Here is an 11613-nt window from a genome sequence, read left to right as displayed (position 1 = left end):
CACGTCGTCGGACTTCACCGTCAGCATTTCCTGCAGGGTGTAGGCCGCGCCGTAGGCTTCCAGAGCCCACACTTCCATTTCCCCGAAGCGCTGACCGCCGAACTGGGCCTTACCACCCAGCGGCTGTTGCGTGACCAGCGAGTACGGACCGATCGAACGGGCGTGGATCTTGTCGTCGACCAGGTGGTGCAGCTTCAGCATGTAGATGTAGCCGACCGTGACCGGACGCTTGAACTGCTCGCCGGTCAGGCCGTCGTACAGGATCGACTGGCCCGACGGGTTGACCCCGGCCATTTCGAGGTGGTCCTCGATGTCGCTCATGCGCGCGCCGTCGAACACCGGCGTGGCGATCGGAACGCCCTTGCCGAGGTTCTTGGCCAGCTCGATCAGCTCTTCCTCGGTTTCCGGCAGCTCTTCGTCCGGACCGTAGATGTCACGCAGGCGATCGATGAGCGCCTGCTTCTGACCGCCGGCCTGCCAGTCTTCCATCAGGTTGGTGATCTGCTTGCCGAGGTTGGCGCAGGCCCAGCCCAGGTGGGTTTCGAAGATCTGACCGACGTTCATGCGCGACGGCACGCCCAGCGGGTTCAGAACGACGTCGACGTGCGTGCCGTCGGCGAGGAACGGCATGTCCTCGATCGGCAGGATGCGCGAGATGACGCCCTTGTTGCCGTGACGGCCGGCCATCTTGTCGCCCGGCTGCAGCTTGCGCTTCACCGCCACGAACACCTTGACCATCTTCATCACGCCCGGAGGCAGTTCGTCGCCGCGCTGCAGCTTGTCGACCTTGTCTTCGAAACGACGGTCGAGGCGCTTGCGGTTCTCGTCGAACAGGCGGCGCAGGCTTTCCAGTTCGCCCATCGCCTTTTCGTCTTCCAGGGCGATCTGCCACCACAGGCCCGGCTGGATCTGCGACAGCGCGTCGGCGGTGATCTCGCCGCGCGACAGGCCCTTGGGACCCGACACGGCGACCTTGCCGATCAGCAGTTCCTTCAGACGGCCCGAGATGTTGCGGTTCAGGATCGCGAACTCGTCGTCGCGGTCCTTGCCCAGGCGATCGATCTCGGCGCGTTCGATGGCCAGGGCGCGCTCGTCCTTGTCGACGCCGTGACGGTTGAAGACGCGCACGTCGACGATCGTGCCGGCGACGCCCGGGGGCAGGCGCAGGCTGGTGTCGCGGACGTCCGAAGCCTTTTCACCGAAGATGGCGCGCAGCAGCTTTTCTTCCGGCGTCATCGGGCTTTCGCCCTTCGGCGTCACCTTGCCGACCAGGATGTCGCCCGGCTGGACCTCGGCGCCGATCGCCACGATGCCGGCTTCGTCGAGGTTGCGCAGGGCTTCCTCGCCGACGTTCGGGATGTCGCGGGTGATTTCTTCCGGACCCAGCTTCGTGTCGCGGGCCATGACCTCGAATTCCTCGATGTGGATCGAGGTGAAGACGTCGTCGCGGACGATGCGTTCGGAGATCAGGATCGAGTCTTCGAAGTTGTAGCCGTTCCAGGGCATGAACGCGACGAGCGCGTTGCGGCCCAGGGCCAGTTCGCCCAGCTCGGTCGACGGACCGTCGGCGATGATGTCGCCGGCGCTGATCCGGTCGCCGACCTTCACCAGCGGACGCTGGTTGATGCAGGTCGACTGGTTCGAGCGCTGGAACTTCGACATGCGGTAGATGTCGACGCCCGAACGCGCGGGGTCGGTCTCTTCCGTGGCGCGGATGACGATACGCGTACCGTCGATCTGCTCGACCACGCCGGTGCGCTTGGCGATCACGACCGCGCCCGAGTCACGGGCGACGACGGCTTCCATGCCGGTGCCGACCAGCGGGGCGTCGGACTGCACCAGCGGCACGGCCTGACGTTGCATGTTCGAGCCCATGAGGGCGCGGTTGGCGTCGTCGTTTTCCAGGAACGGGATCAGGGCGGCGGCCACCGACACGACTTGGCGCGGCGACACGTCCATCAGGTCCACCGTCTCCTTTTGCAGGAGGGTCGGTTCGCCGTTGATGCGGCCCGGAACCAGGTCTTCGACGATCTCGCCTCCGTCGACCTTGATGTTCGACTGGGCGATGACGTGCTTCGACTCTTCCATCGCCGACATGTAGACGACTTCGTCCAGCGGCTTGCCGTCCTTCACGCGACGGTACGGACTCTCGATGAAGCCGTACTTGTTCACGCGGGCGTGCGTGGCCAGCGAGTTGATCAGACCGATGTTCGGGCCTTCCGGCGTCTCGATCGGGCAGATCCGGCCGTAGTGGGTCGGGTGCACGTCGCGGACTTCGAAGCCGGCGCGTTCGCGGGTCAGACCGCCCGGGCCGAGGGCCGACAGACGACGCTTGTGGGTGATTTCCGACAGCGGGTTCGTCTGGTCCATGAACTGCGACAGCTGCGAGGAGCCGAAGAATTCACGGACGGCGGCGGCCGCCGGCTTCGCGTTGATCAGGTCGTGCGGCATGACCGTGTCGATGTCGACCGAGCTCATGCGTTCCTTGATCGCGCGCTCCATGCGCAGCAGGCCGACGCGGTACTGGTTTTCCAGCAGCTCGCCCACCGAGCGGACGCGGCGGTTGCCCAGGTTGTCGATGTCGTCGATTTCGCCGCGACCGTCGCGCAGGCCCACCAGGACCTTCAGCACGGCCAGGACGTCTTCCTTGCGCAGGATGCGGACCTCGTCCGACACCTCTTGCTCCAGACGCATGTTCATCTTCACGCGGCCCACCGACGACAGGTCGTAGCGCTCGGCGTCGAAGAACAGCGACTTGAACATGGCCTCGGCGGCTTCCACCGTCGGCGGCTCGCCCGGACGCATGACGCGGTAGATGTCGAACAGCGCGTCCTCGCGGATGGCGTTCTTGTCCACGCGCAGGGTGTTGCGCATGTAGGCGCCGACCGTGACGTGGTCGATGTCCAGCACGTCGATGGTGTCGAAGCCTTGGTCGGCCAGGGCCTGGATCGTCGGGACGTCCAGCTCGTCGCCGGCTTCGGCGTAGATCTCGCCGGTGGCCATGTTGACCGCGTCGCGCGCCAGGTAGCGGCCCGTCAGGGCTTCCGGCGCCAGCAGCAGGGTCTTCAGGCCGCCGTCGGCGAACTTCTTGGCCTGGCGGGCGGTGATCTTGGTGCCGGCCGGAGCGACCTCTTCACCCGTGTCGGCGTCGACCAGCGGGAACTCCGGCTTCACGCCGCGCCAGCGCTCGGGCTTGTACGGGGTGGCCCAGCCGCCCGCGCGCTTCTCGAACGGAACGACGTCGTAGAACGTGGTCAGGATCTCTTCGCCGTCCATGCCCAGGGCATAGAGGAAGGTGGTGGCCGGCAGCTTACGGCGGCGGTCGATGCGGACGTAGACGATGTCCTTGGCGTCGAACTCGAAGTCCAGCCACGAGCCGCGGTACGGGATCACGCGGGCGGCGAACAGCAGCTTGCCCGAGGCGTGGGTCTTGCCCTTGTCGTGGTCGAAGAACACGCCCGGCGAGCGGTGCATCTGCGAGACGATGACGCGCTCGGTGCCGTTGACGATGAAGGTGCCCTTGTCCGTCATGAGCGGGATGTCGCCCATGTAGACGTCCTGCTCCTTGATGTCCTTGACCGAGCGGGCGCCGGTTTCTTCTTCCGTCTCGAACACGATCAGGCGAAGCTTGACCTTCAGCGGCGCGGCGAAGGTCATGTCGCGCTGGATGCATTCCTCGACGTCGTACTTGGGCTCTTCGAACTCGTACGAAACGTATTCGAGCACGGCGCGTTCGTTGAAGTCCTTGATCGGGAACACCGACTTGAAGACCGCCTCGACGCCCTCGTCGCGGCGTTGGCCCGGACGGACCTCGCGCTGAAGGAACTGCTCGTAGGAGGAGCGCTGAACCTCGATGAGGTTCGGCATCTGCACAGCCTCGGGAATGCGGCCGAACGACTTCCGGATCCGCTTCTTGCCGGTGAAGGATTGCGCCATGTGTTTTCCCTGGGCGCGGATGGAGTCCGCGCGTGAGTTCGAATTGCCTTGGCGTCCACCCTCGCTTCTCTCCTGCTCGGAGAGCCGCGGACGCTGGAATTCCCCTGCCGGGCGACCGGGACCGGAAGCCTGACGGGCGCCCCTTCGCGCTGGTCGGAGGGCGGCTGACCGCGCCTCGGGGCGTACATACGGACGCGACAAAGCGCTCCGCCGATGTAATCGTGAACGCGGGGATATAGGGGATGGAAGCGCGGAAGGAAAGGGGGATTCGTGAACGGGCGTAAATGCGTTGGATCAACGCATCCCCAGGCAATCTCCCCGTCGAGGGCTAGGCCTTCTTCATCGCCTTCATCACCAGCGAGACCGCCAGGGCGATCAGGCAGACGAAGAACGCCGCCTTGGTGATGGCGCCGGCCACATTGACCACGAAACCCAGGATCCCGAACAGGATCATCAGAGCGAGCAGGATGCCGGCGAGCTTGAGCATGTGAGGGAAACGCGGGCGATGCGTTGGGGTTCCGCACCCAAGCTCCCCTCTTAACATCCGTCATTCCCGCCCTTGTGGCGGGAACCCCTGGTTCAGCCCGCACGGGCGGCGCAAGCAGACCGCTGGCGGTCCGCCCCACCTGCACTTGCGGTGGATAGAGAGGTTCCCGCCACAAGGGCGGGAATGACGGATCGTGTTGGGTTTCAGGGTTGGGAAACTACCCCCGCCAAAGCCCCACCGTCCCTTTCGGCCCGCACAGCACCCCCGTCTTCTTCGAGGTCAGCCGCACGCTGTTCATCGGCGCTTCCGACACCCGCTCGAACGTCCGCCCGTCGCGCGCCACGATCGTGCCGGCCAGGCCCGTGGCCATCACCGTCTCGCCCTTGACCGAGACCCCCGACAGATAGCCGGCCGGCGCGGCCACCGGCTCGAAGGTCAGGCTGCCCGGCGCCAGCCAGGCCAGGTTCACGCCTTCCCCGCGCGGGCTCTTGTAGTCGCCGCCGCAGACCCAGAGCTCGCCGCGCTTACCGAAGGCGACCGCGAAGGCGCCCTTCGACGGGGCGTCGGCCAGGATCGGCGTGTCCAGCGCGACGAACACCCCGCCGCCGCCTTGCGAGAAATAGACCCGCGCCCGCCCGGCCCCGCCGGTGCAGAAGGCGACCTGCCCGCGGCGGCCGATGGCGACGCAGCCGTTCGAGGCGGCGAAGGCCCCCTCCCCGTCCGCCGCCGGCGGCACGCCTTCCGGCGGCAGCCGCGCCCAGCTCTTCCCGGCGTCGGCGGTGTAGAGCACGGTGAAGCGGCCCTCGGTCGGGTCGCCCAGGATGAAGCCGCGCCGCCCGTCGACGAAGGCGATCGAGTCCCAGAAGCCGTTCAGGTCCCGGTTCACCGCGACCTGGGCCCAATGCTTGCCGCCGTCGGTCGTCCGCCACAGCTGCGAGGCGTCGCCCGGCCCGGCGCTCATGGCCAGCACGTGGTCGTCGGAAAAGGCGTGCAGCCCTCGGAAGTCCAGCCCCTCGGCCCCGACGATCCGCATCGGATCCTGCCGCTCGTCCCGCCCCCGGATGATCCAGCCCTTGGAGCCCGAGGCCCAGTAGGTCTTGCCGCCGGTCGGCGACAGGCCGCGCAGCTCGCTGTCGGTTTCGGAGGCGGGCATGCGGATGCCGCCCAGCGCTTGTCCGGCGAAGGCGGGGACGGCCGTGGAGGCCACGGCGGCCGCGCCGGCGAGGATGACGTCTCTGCGGTTCATGAAGCCCTGCCCAGGTGGTTCGATCACCTTGGCTTCGGGCGAAACGGCGGGAAGCGCAACTCCAAAACCCTCTCCCGGCGGGAGAGGGCGGGGCCCATGCGAAGCATGGGAGGGTGAGGGATTACGAGGCCAAACGGCGCGCCGCCCGACGCCGTAGCCCCTCACCCTACCCTCTCCCCATGGGAGAGGGAGCTCCTGTGTCGAAAGCCCTCCCCCCCCGGGGTCGGCTTTCGACCCTAGTCGGACGCCAAAAAGAATCCCTCTCTCCATGAGAGAGGGATTCCAAACGGCCGCTCGCCGCCCCGCCTAAACCATCACCTGCGCCACGATCCCCAACCCGATCGCCCCGCAGGTCAGCAGGATCAACAACGGCGCTTTCGGGTGAGAGACGTTGATCGTCCAGCCCATGATCGGAATGCACTTGGGCACGATCAGTCGGGGATCGTTGGGCCCATGGTAGAAGCCGAAACCGTCGTACCAACCGTTCATCGCGCTCTCCAGAACGCCCTAAACCCGCCAGCGCAAACTACGCCTTTCCAGCGCCAACCCAAAAGAAAACGGCCCCGGAGGTTTCCCTCCGAGGCCGCTTCGGCAGATCCTGGATCCCGGCTTTCGCCGGGATAAGTCCTCCACGCTGACGCGTGGAATGACTTACTTGATTTGGATCTTGGCGCCGGCTTCCGTGAGCTTCTTCGAGATCTCTTCGGCTTGTTGCTTCGAGACGTTCTCGACGACGTTCTGCGGAGCGCCTTCGACCAGGTCCTTGGCTTCCTTCAGGCCGAGGTCCGGACGGACGCCGCGGACTTCCTTGATCACGTTGATCTTCTTGTCGCCGCCGTCGACCAGGACAACGGTGAACTCGGTTTGCTCTTCAGCAGCTTCAGCCGGAGCAGCAGCGGCGCCACCGACGGCGGCCACGGCGACCGGAGCGGCGGCCGAGACGCCCCACTTTTCTTCCAGCAGCTTCGACAGTTCGGCGGCTTCCAGCACCGACAGGGTGGACAGTTCTTCAACCAGCTTTTCGAGCTTGGACATGTGTCAGTTCCTTAGAGAGATTGGGATAGATGCGGGGATGACCGTTACGCGGCGTCTTTGGTCGCGTAGGCGTTGAAAACGCGAGCCAGCTGGCCAGCCGGGGCCTGCAGGACGCCAGCGATCTTGGTCGCCGGAGCCTGGATGAGGCCGATGAGCTTGCCACGCAGTTCGTCCAGCGACGGCAGGGTCGCCAGAGCGCGCACGCCGTTCTCGTCCAGCACGTTGGTCTGATCGAGAACGCCACCGACGAGCTTGAACTTGTCGTTTTCCTTGGCGTACGCGACCGCGACCTTGGCGGCCGAGACAGCGTCCGGGCCGTAGGCGATGGCGACCGGGCCGGTGAAGAGCTTTTCGCCCTTGTCGCCGAGCTTGCCGTCCAGAGCCTTGAGGGCCAGGGTGTTCTTCACAACCTTGATCGCGGCGCCTTCCTTGCGGAGGCGAAGACGAAGGTCGGTCATTTCCGCAACGGTCAGACCCATGTAGTGGGTCACGACGACAGCGCCGGCGTCGTTGAACACGCTTTTCAGCGATTCAATCGACTCCTGCTTTTGAGCGCGGTCCATTGCGGTCTCCTACTCAGTTAGCAGCGGCCGGACCATTCCGGCAGCCAGATGCGGTCCCATGCGGAATTGCTCCCGCGTGCGAGTCGCATATGCCTGTTCCAAGGAAAGTCGGCCGCGCTCCGGTCTCGGACAGGCCCTCAGGAGAAGGCGTCACGAGCAGGAGACCTTGGCGTCTCTATCCCTGTCTCCCGACGGCGAGGAAGGGCTCTTCCCCGGTTACGGCGTTGGTGACCCCACGCCCCGCAGTTCTCAAACAGGTTCCCCGGCGGAGCGGACTCCGTCGAAGAGGCGGGCCGTATAGACGAAGATGGCGGGGATTTCAACAGGGGGCCGCCAAGACGCCCCCTCCGTCTCGTCGCTTCGCGCCGATCCACCTCCCCCGCGAGCGGGGCAGGAGGAGAGCGGCTTCCTCCTCACCCGTAAAACGGGGGAGGTGGCGCGCGGCGGAGCCGCGTGACGGAGGGGGCGCTACTGACAGGGCGTGTCATCGCCCCCGCTTACAGCTTAAGCTTACCAGAAACAGCCGAGACCCCATCCATGACCCGCCTCGCCGCCGCCCTGACCGCGTTTCTGCTGGCCTTCGCCTCGCCGGCCCTGGCCGAGCTGAAGGCGCCGCCGACGCCCAGGGCCGTGGTCGCCGATCCGGCGCCCGACAAGGCCCATCCGGCCGACCTCGCCGCGTTCCAGATCGACGTGGCCGGTTCCAAGATCAACGCCGTGATGTACCTCGCCTCGGGCGAGCAGCCGCATCCGACGATGCTGTTCCTGCACGGGTTCCCCGGCAACGAGACCAATGTCGACCTGATGCAGGCCGTCCGCCGGGCCGGCTGGAACGTGCTGCGGATCAACTATCGCGGCGCGTGGGGCAGCGGCGGCGCGTTCAGCTTCGCCCACGCCCGGACCGACGCCGAGACCGCCGTCGACTTCCTGACCAACCCCGCCAACCTCGCCAAGTACCGGATCGATCCCAAGCGCATCGTCGTGGCCGGCCACAGCATGGGCGGGTTCATGGCCGCCAGCGCCTCGGCCGCGCGGTCCTCGGCGGTGGCCGGGACCATCCTGATCGACGCCTGGAACATCGGCGGCGACGAGTACTTCGGCAAGACCGACCCCAAGGTGCTGGCCGAGGAGATCCGCCCCGACACCGTCCCCCTGGCCGGGACCAGCCCGGAGGCCCTGATCGCCGAGATCGGCCGCGACCGCGCCAAGCTGGACCTGGTCGCCCTGTCGCGGACCATCGCCGAGCGCCCGGTGCTGATGATCGGCGCCGAGCGCGGCATCGGCGCCGTCACCGCCAAGCTGGCCCAGGCCGCGCGCGAGGCCCATCCCGCCATGGTGGTCGAGGCCCAGTACCCGACCGACCACAGCTTCTCGGACTCCCGCATCGCCCTGGAAAGCGAGGTGCTGCGCTGGCTGGCGCGGTTCGATCCGACCATCACCCCCGCCGGCGCCCGCATCCCGCTGGCCGCCGCCTATGACGCGCAGAACCCGTTCGCCAAGATCATCCGGGGCGAGCTGCCGGCCTACAAGGTCTATGAGGACGCCGACGTCCTGGCCTTCATGGACCGCGCCCCGATGGAGGCCGGCCACGTGCTGGTGATCTCCAAGACCTCCAAGGCCCGGACGATCCTGGAGATGGATCAGAAGGACCTCGCCAAGGTCATGGCCGTCGTCCAGCGCGTCGGCCGCGCCGAGGTCGAGGCCTTGGGGCTGGAGGGCTTCATGATCATCCAGAACAACGGCGTGGGCCAAAGCGTGCCGCACCTGCACGTCCACGTGATCCCCCGCATCGCCGGCAAGCCCGCCTACCTGGCCGAGAACGCGCCGGCCGATCCGAAGGACCTCGAGGCGATGGCGGCGAAGATCCGGGCGGCGATGCGGTAGGACGACATAAGATGCTCCCCCGCGATGCGGGGGAGCTGTCGCGGAGCGACTGAGGGGGCAAGCTGGAGGCCGACCGCGCTCGCCCCCTCCGGCCCTCTGGGCCACCTCCCCCGCGTCGCGGGGGAGGAACTCAGCCCAACCGCCCCAGCGCCGCCCGCCCCGCCGCGACGCCCGTGGCGAAACAGGCCTGCAGCAGGTAGCCGCCGGTCGGGGCCTCCCAGTCCAGCATCTCGCCGGCCAGGATCACGTTCGGGCGGCCCTTCAGGAACAGCCCGTCCAGCCCCTCGAAGCGCACGCCGCCGGCGGCCGAGATGGCGCGATCCAGGGGCTGGACGCCGGTGACCGCCAGCGGCGCGGCCTTGATCGCCGCCGCCAGGACGGCCGGCGATTGCGGCAGGTCGACGCCGTGCGCCTCGCGCAGCAGGTTGATCTCGACCGGCGACAGCTTCAGCGCCTTGCGCAGGAAGTTGGTCAGGGTCTGGCCGCCGCGCGGGGCGTGCAGGCGGCGCTCCAGGGTCTCGACCGGGATGTCCGGACGCAGGTCGACGGTCAGGGTCGCTCCGCCGGCCAGGGCCGCGTCGCGCGCCGCCCCGCCCAGGGCGTAGACCGCCCCGCCCTCAAGGCCGTAGCGGGCGACCATCGCGTCGCCCCGCGACTTGGCCGCCCCCAGGCTCAGGGCCACGTTCTTCAGCGGCTCGCCGGCGAAGCGTTCGGAGAAGAAGGCGCTCCAGCCAATGTCGAAGCCGCAATTGGCGGGGCGGAATGGCGCGATCTCGGCGCCGCCCACCCGTAGCAGCGGGACCCACGCGGCGTCCGAGCCAAGCTTGGGCCAGCTGGCGCCGCCCAGGGCCAGGATGGTGGCGCGAGCCCGCACCACGTGGCGGCCGTCCGGGTCCTCGATCAAGAGGTGGCCGACCGCGTCCCAGCCCTTCCAGGTCGCGCGCGGCTTCAAGTCGACGCCCAGCCCTTCCAGCCGAGCCAGCCAGGCGCGCAGCAGCGGCGAGGCCTTCATCGCCTTGGGGAACACCCGGCCGCTGGCCCCGACGAAGGTCTCCTGCCCCAGCCCCTGCGCCCAGGCGATCAGGTCCTTCGGCGTGAAGGCCTCCAGCATCGGCGCCAGTGTCGGCGAGCGCTCGCCATAGCGCCGCGCGAAGCGCTCGAAGTCCTCCGAATGCGTCAGATTCAGCCCGCCGCGCCCGGCCATCAGGAACCTGCGGCCGAAGGTCGGCATCTTCTCGAACACGGCCACGGACTTGCCGGCGCGCGCCACCGTCTCGGCGGCCATCAGCCCCGCCGGCCCGCCGCCGATCACGGCGACGTCGAGGATGGTCTCGTCGGTCACGTCAGGCGGCCTCGATGTCGGTCAGGGAAAAATCCTCGCCCTTGTAGAGCAGCGGGACGCCGTGAGCCTTGGCGCAGGCGTAGGAAAAGCAGTCGCCCATGTTCAGCCGCGCGGGGTGGACGCCCTTGCTGTAGCGGGCGTGGGCGTCGAGGGCGAGCGCGTACTCGGCTTCAGCGATGGCGACGAGCGACGTATCGAACGCGGATCGCAGGCTATCGAACCTTCTGGAGGCGGCGCTCAGGTCTCGGCCCGTCTCCCGAGCGACGGCCCGGACCGTCTCCCAGGCGGCGACGGCCGAGGTCAGGACAACCGGAGCGTCGGCCAACTTGACCCTGAAGGCCTCGGCCTCGGGCTCTTCCAGCAGCATGGCCGTCCAGGCCGAGGCGTCGACGAACATCACTCGTCGTTGAGGCTGTCGAAGAACGCCTTGTCGGCCTTCAGGCCTGTGCGCGGCCAGCTGGCGACCTCGGCGCAGATCGCGCGAGCCTTGGCCAGCTTCTCCTCGCGCGCCTTCTCGTCGGCTTCCCGCGCCTTGGTGACGGCCAGCTTAATGGCGTCGGTGATGCCGACACGCTTCTCCTGGGCGTACTGGCGCACCAGGGCGTCGGTCTCGGGATCACGGACGTGGAAGGGCATGGCGGGGCTCCGTCTAGACGGAAGGTAACATCGGCTAGCCGGAGCGACAATGCGGGCGGCTTCCCATCATCGCCTTCCTGGGCCTTGTGCCCAGGACCCATGCCAGCGGGTGGCGATGCTTAGTCGAGAATAGCTAAGCGGGCAGGCCTGAGGCGCAGGCCGAACGCCGCGTCGCGGAACGATGGGTCCTGGGCACAAGGCCCAGGAAGGCGGGCTTTAAAGCTGGAGCCCGATCCCCCAAACGCAGAACGGGCGCTGGATTGCTCCAGCGCCCGTCCGCTTACGCTTTACTGAAAAGCTAGGCTTAGCCGATCGAGCTGATGTCGACCTTGAAGCCCGGGCCCATCGTCGAGGACAGGCCGACGCGCTTGATGAACACGCCCTTGGCGCCCGAGGGCTTGGAGCGGTTCAGGGCTTCGATCAGAGCCTTGACGTTGACCAGCAGCGCGTCCTCGGTGAACGAGGCCTTGCCGATGCCGGCGTG

Annotated in this window: 10 protein-coding genes and 1 pseudogene; 1 reads left to right on the top strand and 10 read right to left on the bottom strand. The window is 67.6% G+C overall.

Annotation, left to right across the window (positions count from 1 at the left end; genetic code table 11):
* From rpoB to rplJ, 6 genes are all read right to left on the bottom strand, one after another.
* Positions 1–3936: DNA-directed RNA polymerase subunit beta (gene rpoB / locus Q0379_RS05030; RefSeq protein WP_299005111.1), on the bottom strand; the 3936-nt coding region annotated here is incomplete at its 3' end.
* A gap of 328 nt (positions 3937–4264) precedes the next feature.
* Positions 4265–4423 carry a hypothetical protein gene (locus Q0379_RS05025; RefSeq protein WP_099538160.1) on the bottom strand — a complete coding sequence of 53 codons (159 nt, stop codon included), beginning with the start codon at positions 4421–4423 and terminating at the stop codon, positions 4265–4267.
* A 217-nt stretch (positions 4424–4640) separates the two neighbouring features.
* Complete coding sequence (locus tag Q0379_RS05020; protein ID WP_299005102.1) at positions 4641–5669, bottom strand: YCF48-related protein; 1029 nt, start codon at positions 5667–5669, stop codon at positions 4641–4643.
* A gap of 306 nt (positions 5670–5975) precedes the next feature.
* A complete protein-coding gene (locus tag Q0379_RS05015; RefSeq protein WP_299005099.1) occupies positions 5976–6158 on the bottom strand; it encodes a hypothetical protein in 183 nt (60 codons plus the stop codon).
* A gap of 162 nt (positions 6159–6320) precedes the next feature.
* Positions 6321–6704 carry a 50S ribosomal protein L7/L12 gene (gene rplL / locus Q0379_RS05010; protein ID WP_062096334.1) on the bottom strand — a complete coding sequence of 128 codons (384 nt, stop codon included), beginning with the start codon at positions 6702–6704 and terminating at the stop codon, positions 6321–6323.
* Positions 6705–6748: 44 nt separating this feature from the next.
* Entirely contained in the window at positions 6749–7267 is a 519-nt protein-coding gene (rplJ, locus tag Q0379_RS05005) for a 50S ribosomal protein L10 (protein ID WP_299005091.1), read from the bottom strand.
* Between the two features lie 537 nt (positions 7268–7804).
* Here rplJ and Q0379_RS05000 point away from each other — a divergent pair.
* Complete coding sequence (locus Q0379_RS05000) at positions 7805–9151, top strand: alpha/beta fold hydrolase (RefSeq protein ID WP_299005088.1); 1347 nt, start codon at positions 7805–7807, stop codon at positions 9149–9151.
* A gap of 130 nt (positions 9152–9281) precedes the next feature.
* Here Q0379_RS05000 and Q0379_RS04995 read toward each other — a convergent pair whose 3' ends face one another.
* The 4 genes and pseudogenes from Q0379_RS04995 to Q0379_RS04980 all read right to left on the bottom strand — a co-directional run.
* Positions 9282–10493 carry a TIGR03862 family flavoprotein gene (locus Q0379_RS04995; protein WP_299005085.1) on the bottom strand — a complete coding sequence of 404 codons (1212 nt, stop codon included), beginning with the start codon at positions 10491–10493 and terminating at the stop codon, positions 9282–9284.
* A 1-nt stretch (position 10494) separates the two neighbouring features.
* Positions 10495–10890 carry a type II toxin-antitoxin system VapC family toxin gene (locus Q0379_RS04990; protein WP_299005083.1) on the bottom strand — a complete coding sequence of 132 codons (396 nt, stop codon included), beginning with the start codon at positions 10888–10890 and terminating at the stop codon, positions 10495–10497.
* Entirely contained in the window at positions 10890–11129 is a 240-nt protein-coding gene (locus Q0379_RS04985; RefSeq protein WP_299005081.1) for a type II toxin-antitoxin system VapB family antitoxin, read from the bottom strand. The genes Q0379_RS04990 and Q0379_RS04985 overlap by 1 nt, the downstream gene beginning before the upstream one ends.
* A 304-nt stretch (positions 11130–11433) precedes the next feature.
* A pseudogene (locus Q0379_RS04980) lies at positions 11434–11613 on the bottom strand (50S ribosomal protein L1); the annotation flags it as partial.

The sequence above is a fragment of the uncultured Caulobacter sp. genome (genome assembly GCF_937900395.1).
GTDB lineage: Bacteria > Pseudomonadota > Alphaproteobacteria > Caulobacterales > Caulobacteraceae > Caulobacter.
The sequence above is the reverse complement of the archived record's forward strand: the minus strand, read 5'-3'. Positions and strand labels throughout refer to the sequence as shown.